Raw genomic sequence first — 26,804 nt, forward strand, 5'->3', positions numbered from 1 at the left:
GCCCGTCCGGCGATTGAGGGGCTCAGCCCGCCGCAGGCGCACCGCGCCGTGCGGCCACGATCGCCGGCGCAGTCGAGTACGGCAGCAGGTCCGCCGGGTCCTGCGGCGTCCGCAGCTCCACCCGTAAGCCGTCGGCGAACCGGTACGGCCGATGCCCCAGCACACCCCCCAGCGTGCGCCGCAACCGCGACAGTTCCGCCCGTACCGTCACCGTCCGGCTCGCGTCGCCGAACAGGTCCGCCGCGAGCTCGGCCGCCGTGCGCCCGGCGGGGTGCCGCGCCAGCAGGTACAGCAGCTCGGCGTGGCGCGGGCTGAGTTCGTGGGACCAGCGGCCGGAGGGGCCGGAGACGGTGACCGTCCAGCAGCGGGCGAGGCGCAGGTCGAGCACGACGCGGCCGGGCGGCGCGTCCGCGTCGCGGGCCTCGTCCAGCCGCAGCAGCCAGCCGTCGGGCAGGGGTTCGACGGTGCAGGGCCCGAGGGAGGGCAGCCACGCGGGCCCGGGCCGTACCTCGCGCGGCAGCACGACCCGTCCGACCGGTGCCATGCCGCTGACCGCCGCCGTCCAGCCGTCGCGGTCGACGGCCAGGGCCCGTCCGCCGAGCCGGGCGAGCATGGGGGCCGCGACCGAGCGCAACCGGTCGACGGACTCCCAGTGCCGGGTGCGCAGCTCCGCCTCGGCCACTTTGGCGACGGCCGTCACCAGGGCGAGGGTGGCGGGGTTGAAGGCGGGGGCGGGGCCGCTGACGTTGAGCACGCCCAGCAGCCGCCCGTCGCGCGGGTCGTGCAGGGGGGCCGCGGCGCAGGTCCAGGAGTGGTGGCTGCGTACGTAGTGTTCGGCGGAGTGCACCTGGACGGGGCGGCGCTCGACGAGGGCGAGCCCGATGCCGTTGGTGCCGACCTGTTCCTCCGTCCAGGCGGCGCCCACTTCGAAGCCGAGCCGGTCGGCGCTGCGGCGTACTGCCGCGGTGCCCTCGCGCCACAGCAGCCGTCCGTCGGCGTCGGCGACCACGATCAGGTGGTGGACGGCGTCCACCGTCTCGCGCAGGCCCTCGCGCACCTGCGGCAGCAGCCCGGCCAGCTGGGAGGTGTGCCGACGGTGCTCGATCTCGTCGGGCCCGATCGGCGCGGCGGGCCGGCCGGTCTCGGGGTCGACGCCGTGCCGGCGTACGCGGTGCCACGACTCGCCGATCAACGGACGCGGGCGTGCGGGCGGCGCCTGGCCGGCGAGTGTCGCCTCCCACACGGCGGGCAGCTGCCCCGCATCGATTGGTATGCGCTTCACGCTGCAATGGTGCCCGTCGGGGACCCTGCCACGCCGGTGCATCGGCGATATTGCAACGCCGTGCAACCATTGCGGGCGGTCCGCCCCAGGGCGGAAGGTGACGGTGAGCGGCCGGAGGGTGGTGCCGAGTCGGCGCAGCATCACCCTCCGCGGCCCCTCCACCTGCGCCGCCGTACCCCCGCCCGCGCCCGGTCCGCCGGGTGAAGCAAGGTGCCCGCGGCCGATACGGTTAGCGCGTGCAGGCAGCAAAAGAACATTCGGGCCGGCCCGGCCGGCTCCACAGGGCCCGGGCCCTGTACCGGAACGTCTCCAAACGCAGGACGGCCTGGCTGCTCCTGAAGGACACGGTCAACTCCTGCATGGAACACCGGGTCACCGGACTGGCCGCGGAGGCGGCCTTCTTCACCCTGCTGTCGCTGCCGCCGCTGTTCCTCGGACTGATCGGCCTGCTGCAGTACCTGGACGACTGGACGGGCACCCGCACGATCCCGGGCATCCAGGAGAACATCCTGACGGCCTCGGCCGCCGTGCTCTCCGAGAAGGGCACCCGGCAGATTGCCGAGCCGCTGGTCAGCGAGGTCATCAAGATCGGCCGGCCGGAGATCATGTCGGTCGGCTTCGCCATCGCCCTGTGGTCCGGCTCGCGGGCGGTCAACGTCTTCGTCGACACCATCACGATCATGTACGGCCTGGAGGGCAAGCGCGGCATCATCCGCACCCGGCTGCTGGCCTTCCTGCTCTACCTCGTCGCCCTCGTCGTGGGAGCCGTCGCGCTGCCGCTGATGGTGGTGGGGCCGGAGACGGTCGTCCACCTCGTGCCCTGGAGCGCGGACGTCGTCCGCTTCCTGTACTGGCCGGTGGTCATCGTGCTGTCGATCGCCTTCCTGACCACCCTCTACCACGTGTCCGTGCCCGTGCGTTCACCGTGGGCCGAGGACATCCCCGGGGCGTTCGTCGCCCTGACCATGTGGGTGCTCGGCAGCTTCCTGCTGCGCATCTACCTCACCCACACCGTCGAACGCGTCACCATCTACGGCTCGCTGGCCGCACCCGTCGCCGTCCTGCTGTGGATCGGCGTCTCGGCGTTCGCGGTGCTCGTCGGCGCCGCCGTGAACGCGGCCCTGGACCGCGTGTGGCCCTCCGTCACCACTGCCGCCGCGCGCGCCGAGGTCGACAGGCTGCGCGCGGCCGCCGCGGCCCGCGTGGCCGCCGAGCGGGCCGCCGTCGCGCTGGTGCACGAGATCGAGGACGACCCCTTCGAGGAGCCCGAGGAGGGCGTGATGGGTCAGGACCGGGAGCCGCCCTCGGAGTTCCCCGAGCGCTGGGCCCAGTTCCTGCCGCCCGAGGACGTCCGCTCCCGGCTCCACAAGCCCGAGCACGGGCCCAAGCACGCCAAGCCCCACCGCAAGGGCTGAGAAGGAGGAGAGCTGGGAAGGGGGAGGGCTGAGAAGGGGGAGAAAAAACCCTTCGCGGCCGGCGGCACCCGCGCCCTACGATCCGGGTGACCGACCGAGCTCCAACAGGAGGTGAGTACGCAATGGCTGCCGTCGTCACGGGCCCTGCCCGCACTCAGAAGCAGATCCATTCCCCCTCCTTCGATAAGGACCACCACCTTGTCCGAGCTCACCGCCGACCACCCGCTCACCGCCTACGGCTGGGACGCGGGCTTCGCTGACGACTTCGCCGCCCACGCCGCCGAGGGCCTGGTGCCCGGGCGGATCGTGCGCGTCGACCGCGGCCGCTGCGACCTCGTCGTCGCCGACGGCGACGGCGTCCGCACGGTCCTGGCCGACACCTCCCTGGTCGCCACCGGCGACCCGGTGGCCATCATGTGCACCGGCGACTGGGCCGCCGTCGACCTCGCCGGCGGCTTCGTCCGCGCCCTGCTGCCGCGGCGCACCGCCTTCGTGCGGTCCGCCTCCTCCAAGCACTCCAAGGGCCAGATCCTGGCCGCCAACATCGACGCCGCCGTGGTGGCCGTCTCCCTCGCCGCCGAGCTCGACCTCGGCCGGGTGGAGCGGTTCCTCACGCTGGCCTGGGAGAGCGGCGCGGAGCCGCTCGTCGTGCTGACCAAGGCCGACCTCGTCCCCGACCCGGTCGTCCTCGCGCATCTGATAGCCGACACCGAGACCGCCGCGCCCGGCGTGCAGGTGCTGGCCGTCAGCGCCGAGGACGGCGAGGGCGTCGACGTCCTGGCCGCCGTGCTCGCCGGCCGCACCTCCGTGCTGCTGGGGCAGTCCGGCGCCGGCAAGTCCACCCTCGCCAACGCCCTGCTGGGCGCCGAGGTCCAAACGGTGCAGGCCGTGCGCGACCGCGACGGCAAGGGCCGGCACACCACCACCACCCGCAACATGCTGGCCCTGCCCGGCGGGGGCGTCCTCATCGACACCCCCGGGCTGCGCGGGGTGGGCCTGTGGGACGCGGAGGGCGGTGTCGGCCGGACCTTCACCGAGATCGAGCGGCTGGCCGGCCGCTGCCGCTTCCAGGACTGCGCCCACACCGTGGAGCCGGGTTGCGCGGTGCTGGCCGCGGTCGACAGCGGCGAGCTCCCGCAGCGCCGCCTGGACAGCTACCACAAGCTGCTGCGCGAGAACGAGTGGATCACCGCCCGCACCGACGTCCGGCTGCGTGCGGAGATCCGCCGCGAATGGAAGCGCAAGCAGGCCGAGGGCCGCATGATGTACGAGCGCAAGCGGGGTACCGCCCACTAGCGCCCGGTAAGGGGCGCGGGGGCGCAGCCCGGCACCACCCTCTGCGGGTGCGTCGTGGCTTGTCGCGCAGTTCCCCGCGCCCCTTTACGGGGGCGAGGGCCGTGTCCGATTTCCGCCAGTGCCGCGGCCGGCGGTGGCGCAGACTGGTACTCATGACGGCCCCCGCACCACCGCTCGACGACACCCGCTACCAGGCGGTCCGCAGCCGGGACGCACGTTTCGACGGAGAGTTCTTCTTCGGCGTGACGAGCACCGGCATCTACTGCCGTCCGAGCTGCCCGGCCGTGACCCCCAAGCGCGCCAACGTGCGCTTCTACCCCTCGGCCGCCGCCGCCCAGCAGGCCGGTTTCCGTGCCTGCCGGCGCTGCCGTCCCGACGCCGCCCCCGGCTCCGCCGCATGGAACGTGCGCGCCGACCTCGCCGGCCGGGCCATGCGCCTGATCGGCGACGGCGTCGTCGACCGCGAGGGCGTCGCGGGCCTCGCCGCCCGGCTGGGCTACAGCTCCCGCCAGGTCCACCGGCGGCTCACCGAGGAACTGGGCGCCGGCCCCGTGGCACTCGCCCGCGCCCAGCGCGCCCACACCGCGCGCATCCTGCTGCAGACCACCGGCATGCCCATCACCGAGATCGCCTTCGCCGCCGGTTTCGCGAGCGTACGGCAGTTCAACGACACCGTCCGGGCCGTGTACGACCGCACGCCCAGCGAGCTGCGCGCCGCCCCCGCGCACCGGCGGGCCGCCGACGGCGCGGCCGCCGCCGGCATCCCGCTGCGGCTTGCCCACCGCGGCCCCTACGCCGCCGGCCAGGTCTTCGGCTTCCTCGCCCGCCGTGCCGTCCCCGGCGTGGAGGAGGTGCTCGGCCCGCCCGGCGGGCGCACCTACCGCCGCACCCTGCTCCTGCCCTACGGCACCGGCATCGCCGAGGTCGCCGAGCCCGCCCCCGACCGGGAGGCCGGCAACTGGCTGGCGTGCCGGCTGCGCCTGACCGACCCGCGCGACCTGGCGGCCGCCGTGCAGCGCGTACGCCGCCTGTTCGACCTCGACGCCGACCCGTACGCCGTCGCCGAGCACCTCGGCGCCGACCCCCGGCTGCGGCCCCTGGTCACCGCCCGGCCCGGGCTGCGCTCGCCCGGTGCCGCGGACGGCGCCGAGCTGGCCGTGCGCGCCGTCCTCGGCCAGCAGGTCTCCGTCGCCGCCGCGGCCGGCCTCGCCGGCGCGCTGGTCGCCGCCTACGGCAAACCCCTGGCCGCGCCCGACGGCGGCCTGACCCACCTGTTCCCCGAGCCCGGCGCACTGGCCGGCGCCGCCCTGGAGGAGACGGGCATGCCGCAGCGGCGCCGGGACGCCCTGCGCGCCCTGGCCGCCGCGCTGGCCGACGGGGCCGTCCGGCTCGATCCCGGCGCCGACCGGGAGGAGACCACGCGCGCCCTGCTGGCCCTGCCGGGCGTCGGGGAGTGGACGGCCGGGTACGTGCGCATGCGCGCGCTCGGCGACCCCGACGTCTTCCTGCCCGCGGACGCCGGCGCCCGCCACGGGCTCGCCGCCCTCGGCGCCGCCCCCGCCGATGCGGACGCCTGGCGTCCCTGGCGCTCGTACGCCCTGCACCACCTGTGGCACGCCGCCACCGCACCGAAGGACGCCTGACCCCGTGCTCTGGACAGAAGTCGACAGCCCCCTCGGCACGTTGCTGCTCACCGGCGTGCCCTCCGTGGATGCCCCCGGCGGCACCGCGCTGTGCTCCCTGACGGTGCCGGGGCAGAAGAACGCCCCCGTGCCGGCGACCGGCTGGCAGCGCGAGCCCGCTGCCTTCGCGGAGGCGCAGCGGCAGCTGGCGGCGTACTTCACCGGTGGGGCGCAGGGGTTCGACCTGGCGTTCGCCGTGGCGGGCACGGAGTTCCGCCGCCGGGTGTGGGACGCGCTGGACGCCGTGCCGTACGGCGCCACCACCAGCTACGGCGAACTCGCCGCCCGCATCGGCGCCCCGCGCGCGGCCGTACGGGCGGTGGGCGGCGCGATCGGCGCCAACCCCCTGCTGGTGCTGCGGCCCTGCCACCGTGTGATCGGCGCCGACGGCGCCCTGACCGGCTACGCCGGCGGCCTGGAGCGCAAGCGCTACCTGCTGGCCCTGGAAGCGGGTGCCTGAGCCGGGCCCCGGCCGCCGCGGGCCGACCAGCCCCGCTCGGCGGCGTACCAGCCCAGTTGCAGGCGGGTGGTCACGCCCGCCAGTTCCATCAGCCGCTTCACGCGCCGCTGCACGGTGCGCAGGCCCAGCCCCAGTTGCTTGGCGACGCTGGCGTCCGTCAGCCCGTCCAGCAGCAGCGACAGCACGGCGAGGTCCGTGGGGTCGGGGACGACGGGCCGGCCGTGGGCGTCGTCCGCCCGCGGTGGCCGCCCGGCCCGCCAGGCGTCCTCGAACAGGCCGACGAGCCGGTCCAGCAGGGGGCCGCCGCGCACGAGCAGCGCGGCCGGGGCCGCGTCCCCGGTGGCCAGCCGCACCAGCGCGGTGCTGCGGTCGGCTATGACCACCTCCGCCGGTATCCGGTCGACGACCCGCAGCCGCCCGGCGTCCTGCGGCACGTGCACCGCCGCGGAGTCCACCACGATCCGCCGGGGCACCGCAGCGCCTCCTGTCGGACCGTCCGTCAACACGCTGCGTCCATCGGACACCATGACGCACACTTCGTTGACGGCACTCGAGCGCAGTCCCAGCAGCCGCCGGACGACCGCGTCCGCACCCGTCACCACCTCCACCGTATCCACCCGTACAGGCCGTGCCACCGGGCATTCCCCGTGCGGCGCCTGCCGGACGGCGCCCCCACCCACCGAATCGAGCACGTGACTTCCTTCCCCGTCCCCGGAATCGTCCTCGTGACTTGCGGACATCATCCCTGGGGTGGTGTTCGCCGTGCACTCTTCCCGTATGCCCCGCAGTGTGGACAATAAGGGCATGAGTCAGCAGGGGGACCAGCACGCCGAACAAGAGGACGCCTGGTGGCGCGAGTTGTACGGCCGGAGCGAGTCCGACACCGGCGGCTGCCCGGGCGGCGACAGCCTCGACGAGCGCTTCTCCTCCGCCTCGGCCGTGGTCGGTCCGGAGCCGCTGCGTCCGAGAGCGGAGCCCAGGAGGCCCGCGCCCGAGCGCGGCGGCCCCCAGCGGCCCGGGCCCCGGCGCGGCGGACCCGCCGACGAGCCGCCCGCACCGCCCACCGTGGCCGCCACCGGGCTCTCGCCCGCCCTGGCCGGCGGCGTGCCGCGGCAGACCAAGCGCTGGGCCGGCCCGACCAACGGCTCCCTGCCCGTCCCCGCCGCCTCCCGGCACCGGCCGCCGCCTGCGCCGCCCGATCCCGAGGCACGGCCGCCCGCGGGCGCCGAGGAGCGGCCGGAGGCCCCGCCGCCGCCCGACCCCCGCACGCGGGTCTCGCCCCCGCCGCCCCCGCCCCTGCCGGTGCCCCGCGAGACCGCCGCCCCGGTGGAGACCGCCGGGCCGCCGGCCGAGGTCGCACGGATCACCGAGGCCACGGAGGTGACCAAGGCCACCGAGGTGCCCGCCGGCCGGGACGTGCCCGAGGTGTCGGAGGCGGCCGACGTACGGGACGTGCTCGGCGTACGGACCGTGCGCGACGTCTCCGCGACGGCGGCCGGCCTGCGGGCCGGCGGGGTGCCCGAGCCGGAGCCCGTCCTGCGCTCGCGCAACGGCTCCCGGCTGCGCGCCGCCGAGTTCGTCGGCCGGCGCCCCCCGACGTACGACCCCGAGCCGACCTGCTGGCCGCAGGCCGACGCCGCAGCCCTGGAGGACCTCGTCCCCGACACGGTCCTGGACGGCGCCCGCTACGGCACGATGACCCTGCGGGCGGCCTCCCTGCGCGGGGACTCCGCCCGCTTCCGCGGCGAACCGCGCCGCGACGCCCTGCTCACCGCCCGGTTCGGCAGCGGCGAGACGGCCCTGCTGCTGGTGGCCATGGCCAGTGGCGCCCGGGCGGCCGAGGGCGCCCACCGCGCGGCCCGCGAGGTCTGCCAGTGGCTGGCCGGCGCCGTCGGCCGCAGCCACCCCCGGCTCGTCGAGGACATCCACGCCGGCCGCCGCGACGAGCTGAAGGCCGGACTGCACCGGCTCACCGACCGCACGTACGGGCGGCTGCGCTCCCGCGCGGCCGAACTCGGCCTGCAGTCCTGCGAGTACACCGCGGCCCTGCGCTGCCTGTTGCTGCCCACCGACGTGCGCTGCCGCACCCGCCTGTTCTTCGGCGTGGGCCCGGGCGGGCTGTTCCGGCTGCGCGAGGGAGCCTGGCAGGACCTGGACCCCGAGCCGCACGAGGCGGACCCGGTCGCGACCGGGGCGGATCCGCTCTCCGGCTACGACGCCGCCGACCGCCTCACCGTCGACCTGGGCATCCAGACCCCCGGCACCGCCCCCGTCATCGACCCCGAGGAAGTGCCGGGCGAGCCCTTCCGCTTCCGGGCCTCCATCGCCCGCCCGGGCGACGCGCTGCTGCTGTGCACCGCCGGCCTGGCCGACCCCTTCCGCGGCGAAGCCGAACTCGGTGTCCGCCTGGCCGAGCGCTGGGCGGGCACCACCGAACCCCCGGGCCTTGCGGAGTTCCTCGCCGACGTCCAGCTGCGGGTCAAGGGCTACGCCGACGACCGCACCGCGTGCGCCGTCTGGGAGGAATGAAGAACACCTCGTGAATTTACGGGCCATTGTTCTGCCGAGGTGTCCTGTTGATGCGTCAACAGGAGTTGTTCCCCCTGGCGCGGGGCATGCATTGCCGTGAACGTGTTCGATGGCCGGGGAGGGGTCGGGGCGGCGAGGGATGAAGCGGCGGACTGCACACTGGGCGGGCGCGCACGGGCGCGGGGGCAGGCAAGGAGCCGCGGGAGAGGGGATATCCGAGGGGGCGGGGGAGGAATCCGGGCCGTCATGGGAAAGACGACTGCGCCCCCATGAACTCGGCGCCGTCCGGGAGGTACGCGCCGGGCTGCGCGCCCTGCTCGCCGGCCGGGCCGGCTCCGAACTGGCCGGCACCGCCGAGCTGCTCGCCAGCGAGCTCGTCACCAACGCCCTGGTGCACACCGACGGCGCCGCCGTGTTCACCGCCCGCCTGACCGGCGGGCGGCTGCACGTCGCGGTGCGCGACTTCCTCTCCCGCCCGCCGGTTGCGGTCACCGGCCCGGCGGAGTGGACCGCGGACGCCTCACCCGACGCCGGGCCCGTCGCCACCTCCGGGCGGGGCCTGCTGCTCGTCGACTGCCTCGCCGACGCCTGGGGCGTGCGGCGGCACGCCGTCGGCAAGGCCGTCTGGTTCGTCCTGGACCCGGCGCTGCACGCGAAAGAGCCCTGAGCCGGTCGCACGCGACGGCTCAGGGCGGACGAGCGTCAGCCGAACTGCCGCTCGATCTGCGCGAGTTTCGCCTCCAGTGAATCGAGCCGCGGAATGGCCTGTGTGTCGTCCTCCGCGGTGAGGTCGATGGGATCGGACCTGCCGGCGACCTGCTGCCGGGGACGGGGGCGCAGGGGAAGGTGGTCCTCGCCGACTATGGAGGGCTCCGCCCCCGCCTGGGAGCCGATCTGGGCCGGTTGCGGGGCCGCCGGCATGGCCGGGCCGGTCATCTCGACCTGCCGGCCGCCGCGGGCCTTGCCCCACCCACGGTACTGCTGCCCGTACGCCTTGAGCCGGGCCCGCTCCAGCTTGCCCGCCTCCCGGCGGCGGATCCGGTGCTGGGAGCGCTGGCGCTTGTCCTCGCGGACCTCCTCCACGGCCTCGTCCAGCGTGCGCACGCCCTCCAGGAGCATGAGCGACCAGGCCCCGAAGGTCTCGCGCGGCGCCCGCAGCCACCGCACTATCCGGATCTGCGGCAGCGGGCGGGGCACCAGTCCCTGCTCGCGCAGCGCGGCCCGGCGGGTCTGCTTGAGCGCCCGGTCGAAGAGCACGGCCGCCGACAGCGACATGCCGGCGAAGAACTGCGGCGCCCCCGCGTGGTCCAGGCCCCTGGGTGCGTGCACCCAGTTGAACCAGGCGGCGGCCCCCGCGAACGTCCACACCAGCATCCGCGAGCCGAGGGCCGCGTCGCCGTGGCTCGCCTCGCGCACCGCCAGCACCGAGCAGAACATCGCGGCGCCGTCGAGGCCGAAGGGCACCAGGTACTCCCAGCCGTCCTTCAGTCCCAGGTTCTGCTGGCCGAAGCCGACCAGGCCGTGGAAGGAGAGGGCCGCCGCGACCGCGGCGCAGCAGAAGAGAAGGACGTACGAGGCCACGCCGTAGACGGCCTCCTTGCGGCGTCTGCGCTCCTCGTTGCGCTCCCAGGAGTCCGTGCCGGCCGCCGTGTCCTCCCGGCCGGGCTGCCGGCCGCGCGCGTACACCGTCACCGCCACCACTGCCCCGATGAGTGCAACGGCACTGGGGAGCGCCCAATTCAGCGGTATGTCGGTCACTCTCATCTTGCTTCCCTTGCATGCAGTACGGCGATTCGCGCGCCATCCTGACGGAATCCCGCCCGCTGCCAAGGGGTTTCACGGCAACTCCCCGCGAATGGACGGCAAGGATATACGGAGAGCGACGACAGAATTCGAACGGGCGGGCCGGGTAAGGGAATTGCGTTCCCGTCAATCCACTCGATCGGGTGGCGTGGACGATGCGTGGTGCCGATCGTTTATAGGTAAGCCTTGCCTTAGTGGGCGGGGTCCGGGGTTTGACCTGCGCGACAGGCCGCCTATGGTTCCGGGTGAACACAGGAGGAACCCCCATGGAGCAGGGCAGACCCCGCGGCCCCCTGGCACGCCCCCGGGCCGACGTGCCGGCCGCACGGGGAGAGCACACGCACGACGAGAGCGAGTACGCCTACGGACCGCGCCGCATGCCGCAGCGCTACTCCGTGCGCGGCCAGGTCCTCGACGCCCTGCGCCGGGCACTCGTCGCCGGCGAGCTCGCACCCGGCGAGGTCTACTCCGGCCCCGCCCTCGCCGAACGCTTCGGCGTCTCCGCCACGCCCGTCCGTGAAGCCATGCAGCAGCTGGCCCTCGAAGGTGCCGTCGAGGTCGTGCCCAACCGCGGCTTCCGCGTCACCAGCCGCAGCCCCCGCGACCTCGCCGAGCTCGGCGAGGTGCGGGCCCTGCTCGAGGTCCCCGTCCTCCTCCGCCTCGCCCGCACCGTGCCCGCCCACCGCTGGCACGACCTGCGCCCCCTCGCCGAGGCCGGCGTACGGGCGGCGGCGACCGGCGACCGGGCCGCGTACGCGGAGGCGGACCGGGCCTTCCACGCGGGCGTTCTGGAGCTCACCGGCAACCGGCAGCTGGTGGCGGTGGCCGCGGAGGTGCACCGGCGGGCCCAGTGCCCGGCGGGGGCGCGGGCGCTGGCCGCCGACGCGGCGGAGCACGTCCAGCTCCTCGATGCGCTGGCCGCGCAGGACTTCGCGGCGGTCGAGGCCCTGGCGACGCGCCATTGCGGCGCGCCTGCGGCGGGCTGAGCCCCGGCCCCGCCTCCCCCGGCCACCGCTGGGAGGTGCCCCCACTCCCCGTCTCCCGGGGCTCCGCCCCGGACCCCGGTCACCCCAGCTGGTCCGCCAGCCAGCGCGGCACACCGCCCAGCACGCGCACCAGCCGCCGCGCCTCCTCGCGGAGCCGCCGCGCCTCCGCCTCCTCCTCCGTGACCGCCGCCAGCGACGCGAGCGCCGGCGCGATCCCCACCAGGTACCCCAGCTCCTCCCTGATCCGCAGCGACTCCGCGAACCCGTGCCGGGCCTGTTCCTGTCGTCCGTCGTGCTCGGCCATGGCCGCCAGGTGCCGCCAGGTGGCGGAGAGCAGCAGCCGGTGGCCGTGGGCGGCGGCGCCCGCGTGGGCGCGTTCGAAGGCGGCGGTGGCGTCGGAGGGGTTGTCGGACAGGTGCTGGGCGATCAGGCCGCGCCTGAAGTCCAGCAGGGGCCGGGTGGGCGAGCCCGGGGGCAGCAGGGCGGCGGCCCGGCCGAGGGCGGAGCGGGCCTCGTCGGCCCGGTCCCGCACGCCGAGCAGGGTGGCCGCGTAGGCGAGGTGGCCGCGTTCGCAGGCGGCGGCGCCGCGTTCCTCGTCGCCGGTGGCGAGGGCCTCGGCGGCCCGCAGGGAGTCCTCGGCGGGTTCCCAGCCGTCGGCGGTGTAGAGGCATTGTTCGACGAGGACGGCCGTGCGGTGCAGGGCGGCGGCCGGGTCGGTGGTGGCGGTGGGGGTGAGGAGGGCTGCGGCGTCGTGCCAGCAGGCGCGGGAGCGCAGCCGCCAGACGGCCCGGTCGAGGGATGTTCTGCCCGGTGGCCTTCGTTGCTTCGACAACCCCGCGTTCCGCATGGCGGTTTCCGCCACAGTGCCCTCCCCAAAGCGCGCCGTCGAGCCGGAAGCCTGCTCCGATCTCAGCACGCGGACCCCGGCGCGGCCAAGGGTCCGGTGTGAAGGAATTCACAAACCCACGGAGCGGGCAGGGGCACCTTACCGAAGACCCCCGCATGTGAGCGGGGGTCCAAGTCGGATGAGCGCTGCGGCTAGCTCATGCGCAGGGCGAGGAAGAAGTCGAGCTTGTCCTCCAGGCGGGACAGGTCGCGGCCCGTCAGCTGCTCGATGCGCCCCACCCGGTACCGCAACGTGTTGACGTGCAGGTGCAGCCGGGTCGCACAGCGGGTCCAGGAGCCGTCGCAGTCGAGGAACGCCTCCAGCGTGGGGATGAGCTCGGCCCGGTGGCGCCGGTCGTAGTCGCGCAGGGGGTCCAGCAGCCGGGCGGTGAAGGCGCGGCGCACGTCGTCGGGGACGAACGGCAGCAGCAGTACGTGGGAGGCCAGCTCCTGGTGGCCGGCGGCGCACACCCGGCCGGGCCGGGCGGCGGCGACGCGGCGGGCGTGCCGGGCCTCCTCCAGGGCGCCGCGCAGGCCCTCGGCGGAGTGCACGGGGGCGCTGACGCCGAAGGTCAGGCGCCCGTCGCCGTCCAGGCCGCGGGCGAGCGGGTCGCGCACGGCGGCGAGCAGCGCGTCGGCATGCAGACCGGCGGCGTCGAGGCCGGTGGCGGTGGTGTCGTCGGCCACCGTGGGGGAGACGGCGGGCAGCGGGACGAGGGCCACCGCCTCATCACCCGTGTGGGCGACGGCGATGCGGTCGGACGGCTCGGGTCCGGTGGCGCCGGGGTCGACCAGGACCTCCTCCAGCAGGGACTGGGCCACCGGGCCGCCGGGGATGTCCGCGCCCTCCCACTCCACGCGGGCGACGACGACCTGCCAGTGCGGGGCCGTGCCCAGGCCCGGCAGCAGCACGGGTGCCGCCACCCGCAGGCGGGCGGCGATCTCGGCGGGCGCGGCGCCGGCCTGGACGAGCTCCAGGACCTCCTGGGCCAGGCGGCGGCGCACCGTGCGCGCGGCGTCGCGCCGCTCGCGCTCGACGGCGATGAGCTGGGTGACGCCCTGCAGCAGGTCGAGGCGCTCCTCGGGCCAGTCGCCGGCGTCGGCCTCGACGGCCAGCAGCCAGTCGGACAGCAGGGTCTCGCGGGTGTCGGCGGGTGCGGGGCGGCTGTCGCCGGCGATGGGGAAGAGGGAGTAGGTGGTGCCGCCGACCGTGACCCGGTGCGGGCCGGGCCGGCCGCCGCGCGCGGCGGCCAGGTGCTCGCCCGCCAGGGCGGCCCCGGCGGTCGCCGGCAGGCCGGGGCCGGCGTCGGCGAGGGAGGAGCCGGCGATGCGCCGCCCGGTGGGGGAGAGCACCCAGGCGCGCAGGTCCAGGTCGGAGCCGAGCAGGTCCAGGACGACCTCGGGGCCGCCGCCCGCGGGGCCGCCGGTCATCAGCCGGCGGTGCCGGTCGACGACGGCGGCCAGGTCGCCCGCCCGCTCACTGGAGACCTGCCGCACGACGTGCTCGGTGATCGAGGCGAAGGACACCGTCTCGTCCACGGAGAACAGCGGCAGCCGGTGGCGGCCGCAGGCCTCGATCAGGTCGTCGGGGGTGGAGGCGATCTCCGCCTCGCCCGCGGCGAGCCCGGCCACCCCGGCGGCCGTCAGGATGCGCACGAAGCGCTCCGAGTCCGCGGGCTCGCGCCGCCAGGCCAGACCCGTGAGAACCAGTTCCCCGCCGGAGAGGTACCGGCTGGGGTCGCGCAGGTCGGTGGTCATCACGCCGCGCACCGTGCGGTCGAGCTCCTCCTCGCCGCCCAGCAGTCTCAGGCCCAGCGCCTCGGTCTCCAGGAGTGCGCGCAGCCGCATCGTCGTCGCCGCCGATCTGTCTTCTTGTCACCAGTGGAATGCAGTGAGGTTTCCGAACCCCGTCTTTCGTTCGAATCTACAAGACACTGCGCCCGACCAGCCAACCGCTTCATGGTTTCGGTGACTGCACCCGCCCGCCCGGCCCTCGCTGTACTGGCTGCATCCGGCTCCATCCCGCTCCATCCGGCTCCACGAGAAGAGACCGCCCATGGACTTCCTGCGCCCCGCGAGCTGGGAGGAGGCGCTGGCCGCGAAGGCCGCCCACCCCTCGGCCGTTCCGGTGGCGGGCGGCACGGACGTGATGGTCGAGATCAACTTCGACCACCGCCGGCCGGCACACCTGCTCGACCTCGGCCGCATCGGCGACCTCCACGACTGGCAGGACGAGGGGACGTACGTACGCCTGGGCGCCGCCGTCCCCTATGCGCGGATCATCGACGAGCTCGCCGCGCCGCTGCCCGGCCTCGCCCTGGCCGCCCGCACCGTCGGCTCCCCGCAGATCCGCAACCGTGGCAGCGTCGGCGGCAACCTCGGCGCCGCCTCCCCGGCCGGCGACAGCCACCCGCCGCTGCTCGCCGCGGGCGCCGAGGTGGAGGCCGCGTCCGTGCGGGGGGTGCGGCTGATCCCGGTCGAGGAGTTCTACACCGGCGTCAAGCGCAACGCCCTCGCCCCGGACGAGCTGGTGCGGGCGGTGCGCGTGCGCAAGGCCACCGGCCCCCAGCAGTTCTCCAAGGTCGGCACCCGCAACGCGATGGTCATCGCCGTCTGCGCGTTCGCCCTCGCCCTGCACCCCGACCGCCGCACGGTGCGCACCGGCATCGGCTCGGCGGCGCCCACGCCCGTACGGGCCCGGGCCGCCGAGGAGTTCCTCGCCGCGGCCCTGGCCGAGGAGGGCCTGTGGGAGTCCGGCGCGGCCGTGCCGGAGGCGGTGGCACGCCAGTTCGCCGGCCTCGCCGCCGGCGCCTGCAACCCGATCGACGACGTGCGCGGCAGCGCCGCGTACCGCCGGCACGCCGTCGCCGTCATGGCCCGCCGCACGCTCGGCTGGGCCTGGGACGCCTACCGGCGGGGCGAAGGGAGGGCGGCACGGTGCGCGTGACGTTCACCGTCAACGGCCGCGAGCGGCAGGCCGACGACGTCTGGGAGGGCGAGAGCCTGCTGTACGTGCTGCGCGAACGGCTCGGCCTGCCCGGCTCGAAGAACGCCTGCGAACAGGGCGAGTGCGGCTCGTGCACCGTCCGCCTGGACGGCGTGCCCGTGTGCGCCTGCCTGGTGGCGGCCGGCCAGGCCGAGGGCCGCGACGTCGTCACCGTCGAGGGCCTCGCCGCGACCGAGGGCGAACTCGGCCCCGTGCAGCAGGCGTTCGTCGACGCCGGCGCCGTCCAGTGCGGCTTCTGCACCCCCGGCCTGCTCGTCGCCGCCGACGACCTGCTGACCCGCAACCCCGACCCCTCCGACGCCGACATCCGCGAGGCCCTCTCCGGCAACCTCTGCCGCTGCACCGGCTACGAGAAGATCCTCGACGCCGTGCGCCTGGCCGCCGCCCGCACCGGAAAGGCCCCGTGAGCATGCGCGACATCACCCCCGCCGGCCCGACCCGCAGCAGCCGCACCAGGGGCGGCATCGGCGAGTCCACCCTGCGCCCGGACGGCACGCTCAAGGTCACCGGCGAGTTCGCCTACGCCTCCGACCTGTGGCACGAGGACATGCTCTGGGGCCAGACCCTGCGCAGCCCCCACGCCCACGCCCGCATCCGCTCCCTCGACGTCTCCGCCGCCCTCGCCACGCCGGGCGTCCGCGCCGTCCTGACGTACGCCGACCTGCCCGCCGCCACCCGTTACGGGCTGGAGATCCAGGACACCCCCGTCCTCGCCGACGGCGTCGTGCGCCACCACGGCGAGCCCGTCGCCCTGGTCGCCGCCGACCACCCCGAGACGGCCCGGCGCGCCGCCGCGAAGATCGTCGTCGACTACGAGCCCCTGCCCGTCGTCACCGACGAGCGCAGCGCCACCGCCCCCGGCGCCCCCGTCCTGCACCCCGGCCGCACCGACGCCCACGCCCGCCATGTGCCGCACCCCAACGTCGTCCACCGCCAGCCGGTCGTGCGCGGCGACGTCGCGGCCGTCGAGGCGCTCGCGGACGCCGTCGTCACCGGCGACTACGAGGTCGGCATGCAGGACCAGGCGTTCCTCGGCCCCGAGTCGGGCCTGGCCGTCCCCGCCGAGGACGGCGGCGTCGACCTGTACATCGCCACCCAGTGGCTGCACGCCGACCTGCGTCAGATCGCGCCCGTCCTCGGCCTGCCCGAGGAGAAGGTCCGGATGACCCTCTCCGGCGTCGGCGGCGCCTTCGGCGGCCGCGAGGATCTGTCCATGCAGGCCCATGCCTGCCTGCTGGCCCTGCGCACCGGCCGGCCCGTGAAGATGGTCTACAACCGCTTCGAGTCCTTCTTCGGCCACGTCCACCGCCACCCCGCCCGCCTGCACTACGAGCACGGCGCCACCCGCGACGGCAGGCTGCTGTACGTCCGCGCCCGCATCGTCCTCGACGGCGGCGCCTACGCCTCCTCCTCCCCGGCCGTCGTCGGCAACGCCGCCTCCCTGGCCGTCGGCCCGTACGACGTCGGCCACGTCGACGTCGAGGCCCTCGCCCTCTACACCAACAACCCGCCCTGCGGTGCCATGCGCGGCTTCGGCGCCGTCCAGGCGTGCTTCGCCTACGAGGCGCAGATGGACCGGCTCGCGGCCGAACTCGGCATGGACCCGGTCGAGTTCCGTCGCCGCAACGCCATGTCCCAGGGCTCGGTCATGCCCACCGGCCAGGTCGTCGACGCGCCCGCCCCCGTCGCCGAACTCCTGCGCCGCGTCAAGGCGATGCCCCTGCCGCCCGAGCGGCAGTGGGAGAGCGCCGGCGGCGCCGCCGACCTGCGCGCCCTGCCCGGCGGGCTGTCCAACACCACCCACGGCGAGGGCGTCGTGCGCGGCGTCGGCTACGCCGTCGGCATCAAGAACGTCGGCTTCTCCGAGGGCTTCGACGACTACTCCACCGCCCACGTGCACCTTCGGATCGTCGGCGGCGAGGCGGTGGCCACCGTGCACACCGCCATGGCCGAGGTCGGCCAGGGCGGGGTGACCGTCCACGCGCAGATCGTGCGCACCGAACTCGGCGTCGCCCGCGTCACCCTGCGCCCCGCCGACACCCGCATCGGCTCGGCCGGCTCCACCTCGGCCTCGCGGCAGACGTACGTGACCGGCGGCGCCGTCAAGCGGGCCTGCGAGGAGGTCCGTACGAAGGTGCTGGCCCTCGGCCGGGCCCGGCTGGGCACGTACCATCCGGCCTGGGACACCGCCGAACTGCTGCTGGAGGACGGCAAGGTCGTCACCGACGCCGGCGAGGTCCTCGCCTCCTTGGCCGACGTCCTGGGCGAGGAGGGCGTCGACGCCGAGGTCGAGTGGCGCCACCGCCCCACCGAGCCCTTCGACCTGCGCACCGGCCAGGGCCGCGGGCACGTGCAGTACTCCTTCGCCGCCCACCGCGCCGTCGTCGAGGTCGACACCGAACTCGGCCTGGTCAAGGTCGTGGAGCTGGCCTGCGCCCAGGACGTCGGCAAGGCCCTGAACCCGCTGTCGGTCGCCGGCCAGATCCAGGGCGGCACCACCCAGGGCCTGGGCCTGGCCCTCATGGAGGAGATCGTCGTCGACCCGGTGACCGCCAAGGTCCGCAACCCCTCCTTCACCGACTACCTCATCCCCACCGTCCTCGACACCCCGGCCATCCCCCTCGACGTCCTCGAACTGGCCGACACCCACGCCCCGTACGGACTGCGCGGGGTGGGGGAGGCCCCCACGCTCTCCTCCACGCCCGCCGTCGTGGCGGCCGTCCGCCAGGCCACGGGCCTGGCCCTGACCCGCGTACCCCTGCGACCGGAGCACCTCACCGGCACCTGAACCCCCCGACCCCGCATCCACCGTCTCGGGCCGTCCCCCGGGCCGGGTCGTGCAGCCCCCACCCGGACATCCCTGGAGCAGGCACCATGACCCATGCACCCGTGCAACCGGACGGCCTCGCCGACCGGGCGGGCCCCCACCCGCGCCCACCCGCCGGACGGTCCCGGCTCGACCGGTACTTCCGCATCGGCGAACGGGGCTCGACGCCCGCGCGCGAGGTGCGCGGCGGCGTGACCACCTTCATGGCAATGAGCTACATCCTGCTGCTCAACCCCCTGATCCTCTCCGGCCCCGACGCCGAGCAGCACACCCTGGCCCGCACCGCTCTGATCACCGCCACCGCCCTCGCCGCCGCGGTGTCCACCCTGCTCATGGGCCTCGTCGGCCGGGTGCCGCTGGCCCTGGCCGCGGGCCTGGGCGTCTCCGGCGTCGTCTCCACCCAGGTCGCCCCGCACATGACCTGGCCGCAGGCCATGGGCCTGTGCGTGGTCTACGGCGTGGTGATCATGCTGCTGGTCCTCACCGGGCTGCGCGAGCGCGTCATGAACGCCATCCCGCTCGCGCTCAAGCACGCCATCACCATCGGCATCGGCATGTTCATCGCCCTCGTCGGCCTGGTGAAGGCCGGTTTCGTGCACGCGGCGAAGGCCGGCGGCCCGGTCACCCTCGGGCCGGCCGGCGAACTCGCCGGCTGGCCCGTCCTGCTGTTCTGCGTCACCCTGCTGCTGATCTTCGTGCTGCAGGCGCGCGAGGTGCCCGGCGCCATCCTCATCGGCATCGCCTGCGGCACCGTCCTCGCCGTCGTCGTCGACGCCGTGTTCCATCCCGGCCCGCGCGCCTGGCAGAACGGCGCCCCCACGCTCGACGGCGGCGCCGTCTCGCTGCCCGACTTCTCCCTCCTCGGCCGCGTCGAGTTCGGCGGCTGGGCCGACGTGGGCGGCGTCACCGTCGCCATGACCGTCTTCACGCTCGTCCTGGCCGGCTTCTTCGACGCGATGGCCACCATCATCGGCGTCGGTACGGAGGCCGGGCTCGCCGACGAGCGCGGCCGGATGCCCGGACTGAGCCGGGCCCTGCTGGTCGACGGCGCAGGCGGAGCCGTCGGGGGCGTGGCGGGCGCCTCCGGGCAGACCGTCTTCGTCGAGTCCGCCACGGGCGTGGGCGAGGGCGCGCGCACCGGCCTGTCCTCGGTCGTGACGGGCCTGCTGTTCGCGGCCTGCCTGTTCCTCACCCCGCTCACCCGCATCGTGCCGGGCGAGATCGCCGCCGCGGCCCTCGTCGTCATCGGCGCCATGATGACGACCCACGCCCGGCACGTCGACTGGGCCGACCGGGCCGTCGCCGTGCCGGTCTTCCTCACCGTCGTCCTCATGCCGTTCACCTACTCCATCACCGTGGGCGTGGGCGGCGGCGTCATCGCGTACACCGTCATCAAGGCCGCGCAGGGCAGGTGGCGCGAGCCGGGCGCCTTCATGTGGGTGCTCACCGCCGTCTTCGCCGGCTACTTCGCCCTGCACCCCATCGAGCAGTGGCTCGGCGTCACGTGAGGAGCGTGCGACCACCGTGCTGGAACTGGCCGAGGAACTCGCCCGCTGGAGCGCGCAGGGCCGTACCTTCGCCGTCGCCACGGTCGCGGGCGTGCACGGCAGCGCCCCCCGCCCGCTGGGGGCGGCCCTGGCCGTCGCCGCGGACGGCACGGCCGCCGGGTCGGTCTCGGGCGGCTGCGTCGAGGGCGCCGTCTACGAGCTGTGCCGCGAGGCCCTGACGAGCGGGCAGCCGGTGCTGCAGCGATTCGGCTACGCGGACGACGACGCCTTCGCCGTCGGCCTGACCTGCGGCGGCGAGATCGAGATGCTCGTCGCGCCCGTGGACCCGGTGACCACGGCGGCCGTCCGCGCGGCGGCGGACGGCGCGAGCGTGGCGCTGGTCCGCCTCCTGGCCGGCCCGCCCGGCCTGCTCGGCCGGGCCCTGCTGGTCACGCAGGACGGCACGTACGAGGGCGGCCTGGGCGGCGGCGCGGCACTGGACGCCACAGCCGTCCGCGAGGCCCGCGCCCTGCTGCACGCCGGCCGCACCGGCCTCGTCGAGGTCGGTGCCGACGGCGCCCGCTGCGGGGAGCCGGTCCGGCTGCTGGTGGAGTGCCGCGTCCCGCCGCCGCGGATGCTCGTCTTCGGCGCGATCGACTTCGCCGCGGCGCTGGTGCGCGCCGGCAAGTTCCTCGGCCACCACGTCACCGTGTGCGACGCGCGGCCCGTCTTCGCCACCCCCGCACGCTTCCCCGAGGCCGACGAGGTGGTCGCCGACTGGCCCCACCGCTACCTGGAACGCCAGCAGCTGGACGCGCGCACGGTGGTGTGCGTCCTGACCCACGACGCCAAGTTCGACATCCCACTGCTCGAACGCGCCCTGCGGCTGCCGGTCGCCTACGTCGGCGCGATGGGCTCGCGCCGCACCCACGCCGCCCGCCTGGCCCGGCTGCGCGCGGCGGGCCTGACCGACGCCGAACTGGCCCGCCTGCACTCCCCGATCGGCCTCGACCTGGGCGCCCGCACCCCCGAGGAGACCGCCCTGTCCATCGCCGCCGAGATCGTCGCCGTACGGCACGGCGGCTCCGGCGCCCCCCTGACGGCCGGCACCATGCCGATCCACCCCGATGCGCACAGCCTGGTGCGTACCTAGGCTGAGCCCGTTCAGTACAAGGGGGGGAGAGCCGGAAATGAGCCGGTGGCTCACGGTGTGCCTGCGCGTGGTGATCCTGGCGGTCGCGGTCCTCGGCCTCGTCCGGGCCACCTCGTGGGCGGAGGAGGCGTACCGCGACCGCGTCGCGTACCGCGAGGCGCCCGCGTGTGCCGGTGCGCATGCCGAGGGCCACTGCGTCGCACAGGTGCGGGGCGAGGTCGTGGACAAGGGCATCAGAGGATGCCCCGGCGAGGAGTGCCACGAGGACCACCGCCTGCGCGTCCGCCACGGAGAGGAGTCCACCTGGCTGAGCGTCGACCGGGAGACCTTCGAGGCGGCGCACGTCCACGCCCCCGCCGACCTGCGCATGTGGCAGGGCACCGTGACCAGCGTCGCGGTCGGCGGCCGCACCACCCGCCTGCTGCCCGACTCCGGCAGCTCGCTGCTGTGGCGGCTCGCCGTCTGCTGGCTCCTGCTCGGGGTCGCGGCGTTCGCCGCGGCGGTGCCGCGCCGGCCGCCCGCGGGCTTCCTCGCCGCCGGCTGGCTGCTGCTGACCCCCACCGCCGTCATCGTCGCGGACACGGTCCTGCTCGGCACCCTCGGCGTGGGCGACGTGCTCTTCGGTGCCCTCCTGGCCGTACCGGCCGTGCTGGTGGGCGTCCTGGGACCCCGCATCGCCAAGGCCCGCGCGGGGAACCGCGGCTTCTAGGGCGTGTCCGGCGGATCTTCGTCACGCGCCACCACGGCGCCCCGTAAGGGGCGCGGGGAACTGCGCGACAAGCCACGACGTGCCCGCAGTCGGCCCCTCGGGGTGGTGTGTCGGCTGCGGGCCGTCGCTGGCCGATCGCGCAGTTCCCCGCGCCCCTTACGGGGCACTGCATGATCCGCCGGACATGCCCTAGGGCGCCCCTTCGGGGGCGCCACCCGCCGCTCCTGTGCCCGGTTACCAGCGCAGCAGCACCAGTTCGGTGGTGAAGCCCGGGCCCATGGCCACCAGCAGGCCCGCCGACCCCGGGGCGGGCGGGGCGGACATGTGGCGGCGCAGGACGTCCAGCACGGAGGCGGAGGAGACGTTGCCGTGCTCGGCCAGGGAGGCGCGGGTGTGGACGAGCGCGGCGGGCGGCAGGCCCAGGGGCCGGGCCACGGCGTCGACGACCTTGGGACCGCCCGGGTGGACGATCCACGCGGCGACGTCCTCCACGGCCAGGCGGTGGTCGGCGAGGAAGCGGTGGACCTCGTCGGGCAGGTGCTTCTCCGCGACCTCGGGCACCTCGGGGGAGAGGAAGACGGCGAGACCGTGCGTCCCCGCGCGCATGCCCATCAGGTGCCCGGTACCGGGGTGCAGGCGGCTGCGTCCGGCCAGCAGCGCCGGGCCGTGCGCCGCCGCGCGCGGATGACGGGCGCCGAGGACGACGACGGCCGCCGCGGCGTCGCCGAAGAGGGCGGTGGCCACGAGGTTGGGCGGTGAGGTGTCCGCGCACTGGAAGGTCAGCGAGCACAGCTCGACCGACACCAGCACGGCCACCCGTTCCGGGTGGGCGCTCAGGTGGTCGTGCACCCGGGCCAGGCCGGCCGCCCCGCCCGCGCAGCCCAGCCCCAGCAGGGGCACGCGCACGACGTCCGGCGCAAGCCCGGCGTCGCGGACGAGCCCGGCGTCGTAGGAGGGCACGGACACGCCCGTGGTGGTCGTGCTCACCAGCACCCCGACCTCGTCCGGCCGCACACCGGCCGCCGCCAGCGCCCGGGTCAGGGCCTCGTGGCCGACCCGGGACGCGGTGGCGGTCCAGACCTCGTTGTACTCCGTGAACGTGCGCGGCCGGCGGTACGCGTCCAGCGGCAGCGACAAGTTGCGGTGCGCGATGCCGCAGCGCGCGGCGATCGCGGTGAACCGGCGCCGCACGGCGGCGTCGTCGGACAGGAACGCCTCCCCGAACACCGCCGCGATGTCCCGCTGCGGGTACCGGTGGGGCGGTACGGCGACCGCGACGGCGGCCACGCGCGGACCGGGGACGTGCGCATCGGTGGTCACGGATCCCCCTGGGTGCGTGCGCGGCTCACGTCGCCTCACGGTGCGGGGGCGCCGGGGCGTACGGGCAGGGCGCGAAGTGCGGGATCCGGCGCTGTGGGCCGGCAGTGCTTCGGAAGGGCTCGGGCGGACGGTGCAACGCGCGGCACGGCCGGGTAGCCAGGAGGCTCAAGAGGAGACGGACGAGGGGGAAGCAATGCCGGTCAGCAGGCGTGGTGTCGGAATGGTTCTGGGCTCCTTCGCGATGGTCGCCGCGACCGCCCTCGGGGCGCCGGCCGCGCACGCCCACGGGTCGTCGTCCTTCGAGTGCACCGGCCAGGAGAACATCACCTACGGCGGCCTGGGCCTGTCGTCCGAGCCCACCACGGTGTCGGTGGACGGTCTCTACCACTGCACGGACGACTCCGGCTGGAAGGCCACGGCGCCGTACCACACCGAGGGCACCACGCCGGGCACGTGCCTGCTGTTCGCCTCCAACCAGTCACGGGAGACCGTGCGGTACAGCGACGGGACCACGTCGGTCATCGTGTACAAGAACGGCACATCCACCCGCGTGCTGGGCGTCAACCGCGCCACCCTCCACGGCGTCGTGGTCGCCGGCCGCGGCAAGGGCTCCACGGCGCAGAAGACGATTCAGACGCTGCCCGACGGCCTGCCCACCGACTGCGCCCTGGCCGGCGGCATCCGGCACAGCACCGGCTTCACGCACCTGAGCATCGAGGCAGAGTGAGCACCAGGGCGTCGAACTCGTCCCCGCCGTCCGCGAACCGGCACCGGCCCACGTTCACATAGCCCCACCCGCGGTACGCGGCCTGGGCCGGTCCCGCCGCCGGGTACGCGTGGAGGGCGGCGCGCTCGACGCCGGCGCCGTCCAGGAGCGCCGCGTGCAGCGCGGCCGCCGTGCCGCACCGGCGCCACGGCCTGCGCACGGCGAGCTGGACGACCGCGAACGTACGCGTCCCCGTCTCCCGGGTGAACTCCGGCGGCAACGGCTCCAGCATGAACCCCCACCACGTCGCCTCCGCCGGCAACGGGAAGCCGAAGGCGAACCCCACGACCTCCGCCCCCTCCCGTGCCAGCACCAGCCGGAAACCGGGACGCTGCGCGTGCTGCCGGAAGCGCCCGACGAACGCCTCGGCGTCCTGCGGGCCTTCGCAGTACGGCGGTTCGGCGTAGACCTCTTCGTAGGCGGGCAGGAAGGCGCCCGGCAGCCGCGCCGCCTCCGGGCCCTCGTGCCGTTCGTACGTCACTGTCACCGTGACGCCCCCCTCCAGGGCTGTGGCCGGTGGGCGACAATCGTGCCATGAGAATCGACGATCTTGTCCTGCCCGACACCGGGGCCTCGGCGGCGGCCCTGGAGGTGGCGAGCGCGTACTGCTCGCCCGCCCTCCTGAACCACTCGATCCGCTCCTACCTGTGGGGCGCGGCCCACGCCACCGCCCACGACATCGCCTTCGACGCGGAGCTGCTGTACGTCGCAGCCCTCCTCCACGACCTCGGCCTGGTGCCGGAGTTCGACAGCCACACCGTGCCCTTCGAGGAGGCCGGCGGCCACGTCGCATGGGTCTTCGCGGCCGCCGCCGGCTGGCCCGCGGACCGGCGCCGGCGCGTCTCCGACGTCATCGTCCGGCACATGTGGAGCCGCGTCGACCTCGCCGACGACCCCGAGGGCCACCTGCTGGAGTACGCCACCTCCCTGGACATCTCGGGCCGAGGCGCCGACGCCCTCCCCGCGGCCCTGCGCACCGACGTCCTGGAGCGCTACCCGCGCCTGGGGCTCCCGGACGAATTCATCACCTGCTTCAAGGACCAGGCCACCCGCAAGCCGGGCAGCGCGGCGGCCTCGGCGATCGCCGGGGGCATCACCGAGCGCGCCACGACGAACCCCCTGGACGGCTGAGGGTCGTCCCCGGGCCGCATGTGGCGCCGCGGCGGGCGCCCACGACAGGGGGCAGGCCGTCGCCCACGACGACTGCACGGCCGGCAACATCTGCTTCTGGTCCGAGCCCGGCTTCCGCGGAGAAAAGACCGTCTACAAGTCCGCGCTCGTCGAATGCACCCGCATCACCTGAGCACGCCTCAAGGACGTGCGGCCACCATCTCGCGGACCAACCGGACGAGCGCCGGGATCGCCGGATGGACCGGGACGCCGGCGCGCCAGGCCAGGAACAGGGGCACCGCAGGGGCGTCCGCCAGCGGGCGGTAGGCGATCGTCGGGTGGTCGTGCAGGCGGGGCGTCGCCGCCGTCGAGATGCCGACCGCCCGGCCCGCGGCGATGGCCGTCAGCCACTCGTCCGTGTTGGCCACCTCGATGGTGCGCGTGGGGCGCGCCCCGGCCGGCCACAGATCCAGCGTCGTGGTGCCCGCCACCGTGTTCAGCGCGATCGGCCAGGCGGCGAGATCCGCCAGCGTGAGGGTCTCGTGGCCGGCCGGCTCGCTGCCCGCGGGCACCACGGCCACCCGCTCCTCCTCCAGCAGCAGCTCCGTCACCAGCCCCGGCGCCGTCACCTCGCCGCGCAGCAGCGCGACGTCCACCGCACCCCGGGTGAGCCCGGCCGTCCGGTCGTCGATGCGGCGCAGCTGCAGCGGTACGTCCGGGTGCTCCGCGTCCCAGCGGCGCAGCAGCGGAACCGTGTGCTCCCCGAACGCGGCCCACGGGTGCCCCAGGCGCAACGGCAGCACCGGCAGCGCGCGCGGGTCGAGAGCCGCGTCGACCGCCGCCAGCGCGGCCGCCGCCCTCTCCCGGAACGCCCGGCCCGCGGCCGTCAGCTCCAAGTGGTGCGTGGAACGGTCGATCAGGCGCACACCGAGGTGGTCCTCCAGCTGGCGCAGCGTACGGGACAGGGCGGGCTGGCCGGTGTGCAGCCGGGCGGCGGCGCGCGTGATCGTGCCTTCGTCGGCGATGGCGAGGAAGGCACGGAGGTGGCGCAGCTCCATGGTCATGCCTGGCAAGCATAATGGCCGATGAACCGGCATTTCACGGGAGGCCGGTCCGCTTCGTAGCGTGGAGGGCATGACGCGAACGAAGTCCCCGGTGGCGGCAGTGGCGGCGCCCGCCCGCATCCGCAGGACGACCACCCCCGGCCCCGGAAGCCTCGGCGGCATCGCCCTGGTCCTGGCCGGCACGCTCTCGGTGCAGTTCGGATCCGCCGTGGCCGCCCTCCTCTTCCCGCGCGCCGGCGCCCTCGGCGTGGTCGCCCTGCGGGTGAGCCTCGCGGCGGCCCTGCTGCTGGCCGTGTGCCGGCCCCGGCTGCGGGGCCACAGCCGGGGCGACTGGGCCGTCGTCGGCGCCTTCGGACTGGCGCTCGGCGGCATGAACCTCCTCTTCTACCAGGCGATCGACCGCATCCCGCTGGGACCGGCGGTCACGCTGGAGGTCCTCGGCCCGCTGGCTCTGTCGGTGGTCGCCGCACGCCGCGCGACCAGCCTGCTGTGGGCCGCACTCGCTCTCGCCGGCGTCTTCCTCCTCGGCCGGGACGGCCTCGACCGCACCGACCCGGCAGGTGCCGCCTTCGCCCTCGGCGCGGGCGCCCTGTGGGCGGCGTACATCGTCTTCAACTCCCGCGCGGGAGCCCGCTTCCCCCGCCTGGACGGACTGGCACTGGCGATGACGGTGGCCGCACTCGTCAGCCTGCCGCTGGGCGCCGTCGCGGCGGGCACGACGCTGCTGGAACCGCACGTCCTGGGCCTGGGCCTGGCGGTGGCCCTCCTGTCCTCGGGTGTCCCGTACGCCCTGGAACTCCTGGCCCTGCGCCGCCTGCCCGCAGCGACGTTCGCGGTCCTGATGAGCCTCGCCCCGGCGGTGGCGGCCCTGGCAGGCTTCCTGATCCTGAACCAGTCCCTGTCGCTGTCACAGTGCGCGGCAATCGCCCTGGTGGTGGCGGCGAGCGCGGGCGCGGTACGAACGGGACGGCGCGGCTGAGCGGAATCGTTTGCTTGGTGGAGCGGGGCTCGCCGCTGCGCGGC

General features: G+C 75.3%; 24 protein-coding genes. 16 read left to right on the top strand and 8 right to left on the bottom strand.

What is annotated here, in order from left to right; all coding sequences use genetic code 11:
* Positions 1–22: 22 nt before the first annotated feature.
* Positions 23–1,282: a GAF domain-containing protein gene (locus AB0K17_RS04655; RefSeq protein WP_365966993.1), complete on the bottom strand. Its 1,260-nt coding sequence runs from the start codon at positions 1,280–1,282 to the stop codon at positions 23–25.
* Between the two features lie 236 nt (positions 1,283–1,518).
* Here AB0K17_RS04655 and AB0K17_RS04660 point away from each other — a divergent pair, with 236 nt between their 5' ends.
* The 4 genes from AB0K17_RS04660 to AB0K17_RS04675 all read left to right on the top strand — a co-directional run bounded on the left by AB0K17_RS04660 (position 1,519) and on the right by AB0K17_RS04675 (position 6,135).
* Positions 1,519–2,697: a YihY/virulence factor BrkB family protein gene (locus AB0K17_RS04660; RefSeq protein WP_365966992.1), complete on the top strand. Its 1,179-nt coding sequence runs from the start codon at positions 1,519–1,521 to the stop codon at positions 2,695–2,697.
* 198 nt (positions 2,698–2,895) lie between these two features.
* Positions 2,896–3,993 carry a ribosome small subunit-dependent GTPase A gene (gene rsgA / locus AB0K17_RS04665; RefSeq protein ID WP_365982084.1) on the top strand — a complete coding sequence of 366 codons (1,098 nt, stop codon included), beginning with the start codon at positions 2,896–2,898 and terminating at the stop codon, positions 3,991–3,993.
* A gap of 152 nt (positions 3,994–4,145) precedes the next feature.
* Positions 4,146–5,636 carry an AlkA N-terminal domain-containing protein gene (locus AB0K17_RS04670; protein WP_365970050.1) on the top strand — a complete coding sequence of 497 codons (1,491 nt, stop codon included), beginning with the start codon at positions 4,146–4,148 and terminating at the stop codon, positions 5,634–5,636.
* A gap of 4 nt (positions 5,637–5,640) precedes the next feature.
* Complete coding sequence (locus tag AB0K17_RS04675; protein ID WP_365982085.1) at positions 5,641–6,135, top strand: methylated-DNA--[protein]-cysteine S-methyltransferase; 495 nt, start codon at positions 5,641–5,643, stop codon at positions 6,133–6,135.
* Here AB0K17_RS04675 and AB0K17_RS04680 read toward each other — a convergent pair.
* Positions 6,105–6,608, bottom strand: a complete 504-nt coding sequence (locus tag AB0K17_RS04680) for a helix-turn-helix transcriptional regulator (protein WP_365982086.1) — start codon at positions 6,606–6,608, stop codon at positions 6,105–6,107. The two genes, AB0K17_RS04675 and AB0K17_RS04680, sit on opposite strands and share 31 nt — an antisense overlap.
* Before the next feature lie 331 nt (positions 6,609–6,939).
* Here AB0K17_RS04680 and AB0K17_RS04685 point away from each other — a divergent pair, with 331 nt between their 5' ends.
* Entirely contained in the window at positions 6,940–8,664 is a 1,725-nt protein-coding gene (locus AB0K17_RS04685; RefSeq protein WP_365982087.1) for a protein phosphatase 2C domain-containing protein, read from the top strand.
* A gap of 139 nt (positions 8,665–8,803) precedes the next feature.
* The gene (locus AB0K17_RS04690; protein ID WP_365970045.1) at positions 8,804–9,331 is read left to right on the top strand and encodes an ATP-binding protein; all 528 of its coding nucleotides are present in this window, start codon (positions 8,804–8,806) and stop codon (positions 9,329–9,331) included.
* Between the two features lie 35 nt (positions 9,332–9,366).
* Here the strand turns inward: AB0K17_RS04690 and AB0K17_RS04695 are convergent, their stop codons facing one another.
* Entirely contained in the window at positions 9,367–10,428 is a 1,062-nt protein-coding gene (locus AB0K17_RS04695; protein ID WP_365970044.1) for a DUF2637 domain-containing protein, read from the bottom strand.
* 305 nt (positions 10,429–10,733) lie between these two features.
* On the opposite strand from AB0K17_RS04695, the gene AB0K17_RS04700 reads away from it, so the two are divergent.
* The gene (locus tag AB0K17_RS04700; RefSeq protein WP_365982088.1) at positions 10,734–11,453 is read left to right on the top strand and encodes a GntR family transcriptional regulator; all 720 of its coding nucleotides are present in this window, start codon (positions 10,734–10,736) and stop codon (positions 11,451–11,453) included.
* Positions 11,454–11,532: 79 nt separating this feature from the next.
* Here AB0K17_RS04700 and AB0K17_RS04705 read toward each other — a convergent pair whose 3' ends face one another.
* Positions 11,533–12,300 carry a hypothetical protein gene (locus tag AB0K17_RS04705; protein WP_365982230.1) on the bottom strand — a complete coding sequence of 256 codons (768 nt, stop codon included), beginning with the start codon at positions 12,298–12,300 and terminating at the stop codon, positions 11,533–11,535.
* 191 nt (positions 12,301–12,491) lie between these two features.
* Positions 12,492–14,186: a PucR family transcriptional regulator ligand-binding domain-containing protein gene (locus AB0K17_RS04710; protein WP_365970042.1), complete on the bottom strand. Its 1,695-nt coding sequence runs from the start codon at positions 14,184–14,186 to the stop codon at positions 12,492–12,494.
* Positions 14,187–14,394: 208 nt separating this feature from the next.
* On the opposite strand from AB0K17_RS04710, the gene AB0K17_RS04715 reads away from it, so the two are divergent.
* The 6 genes from AB0K17_RS04715 (at position 14,395) to AB0K17_RS04740 (ending at position 21,521) form a co-directional block, all read left to right on the top strand.
* Positions 14,395–15,285, top strand: coding sequence for an FAD binding domain-containing protein (locus tag AB0K17_RS04715; protein WP_365982089.1), 891 nt, complete (start codon positions 14,395–14,397; stop codon positions 15,283–15,285).
* Positions 15,276–15,752, top strand: coding sequence for a (2Fe-2S)-binding protein (locus tag AB0K17_RS04720; protein WP_365970040.1), 477 nt, complete (start codon positions 15,276–15,278; stop codon positions 15,750–15,752). Before AB0K17_RS04715 ends, AB0K17_RS04720 begins: the two co-directional genes overlap by 10 nt.
* A gap of 2 nt (positions 15,753–15,754) precedes the next feature.
* Entirely contained in the window at positions 15,755–18,133 is a 2,379-nt protein-coding gene (pucD, locus tag AB0K17_RS04725) for a xanthine dehydrogenase subunit D (RefSeq protein WP_365982231.1), read from the top strand.
* Between the two features lie 86 nt (positions 18,134–18,219).
* On the top strand, positions 18,220–19,680 hold the full coding sequence (locus AB0K17_RS04730) for an NCS2 family permease (RefSeq protein ID WP_365982090.1): 1,461 nt from the start codon (positions 18,220–18,222) through the stop codon (positions 19,678–19,680).
* A gap of 16 nt (positions 19,681–19,696) precedes the next feature.
* Entirely contained in the window at positions 19,697–20,812 is a 1,116-nt protein-coding gene (locus AB0K17_RS04735; RefSeq protein ID WP_365982091.1) for an XdhC/CoxI family protein, read from the top strand.
* Between the two features lie 37 nt (positions 20,813–20,849).
* On the top strand, positions 20,850–21,521 hold the full coding sequence (locus AB0K17_RS04740) for a hypothetical protein (RefSeq protein WP_365982092.1): 672 nt from the start codon (positions 20,850–20,852) through the stop codon (positions 21,519–21,521).
* 234 nt (positions 21,522–21,755) lie between these two features.
* Here AB0K17_RS04740 and AB0K17_RS04745 read toward each other — a convergent pair whose 3' ends face one another.
* Positions 21,756–22,841 (bottom strand): 3-oxoacyl-[acyl-carrier-protein] synthase III C-terminal domain-containing protein, encoded by a 1,086-nt coding sequence (locus AB0K17_RS04745; protein WP_365982093.1) that lies wholly within the window; start codon positions 22,839–22,841, stop codon positions 21,756–21,758.
* Positions 22,842–23,061: 220 nt separating this feature from the next.
* Here AB0K17_RS04745 and AB0K17_RS04750 point away from each other — a divergent pair, with 220 nt between their 5' ends.
* Positions 23,062–23,568 (top strand): hypothetical protein, encoded by a 507-nt coding sequence (locus AB0K17_RS04750; protein ID WP_365982094.1) that lies wholly within the window; start codon positions 23,062–23,064, stop codon positions 23,566–23,568.
* Here the strand turns inward: AB0K17_RS04750 and AB0K17_RS04755 are convergent.
* The gene (locus AB0K17_RS04755) at positions 23,540–24,094 is read right to left on the bottom strand and encodes a GNAT family N-acetyltransferase (RefSeq protein ID WP_365982095.1); all 555 of its coding nucleotides are present in this window, start codon (positions 24,092–24,094) and stop codon (positions 23,540–23,542) included. The two genes, AB0K17_RS04750 and AB0K17_RS04755, sit on opposite strands and share 29 nt — an antisense overlap.
* 47 nt (positions 24,095–24,141) lie before the next feature.
* Between AB0K17_RS04755 and AB0K17_RS04760 the strand changes: the two genes are divergently transcribed.
* A complete protein-coding gene (locus AB0K17_RS04760; RefSeq protein WP_365966084.1) occupies positions 24,142–24,738 on the top strand; it encodes an HD domain-containing protein in 597 nt (198 codons plus the stop codon).
* A gap of 179 nt (positions 24,739–24,917) precedes the next feature.
* On the opposite strand, the gene AB0K17_RS04765 is transcribed toward AB0K17_RS04760, so the two are convergent.
* Complete coding sequence (locus AB0K17_RS04765; protein WP_365982096.1) at positions 24,918–25,781, bottom strand: LysR family transcriptional regulator; 864 nt, start codon at positions 25,779–25,781, stop codon at positions 24,918–24,920.
* A gap of 70 nt (positions 25,782–25,851) precedes the next feature.
* Between AB0K17_RS04765 and AB0K17_RS04770 the strand changes: the two genes are divergently transcribed.
* The gene (locus AB0K17_RS04770) at positions 25,852–26,760 is read left to right on the top strand and encodes an EamA family transporter (protein ID WP_365982097.1); all 909 of its coding nucleotides are present in this window, start codon (positions 25,852–25,854) and stop codon (positions 26,758–26,760) included.
* Positions 26,761–26,804 lie beyond the last annotated feature (44 nt).

The sequence above is a fragment of the Streptomyces sp. NPDC049585 genome, from assembly GCF_040675615.1.
Classification (GTDB): Bacteria; Actinomycetota; Actinomycetes; order Streptomycetales; family Streptomycetaceae; genus Streptomyces; species Streptomyces luteosporeus.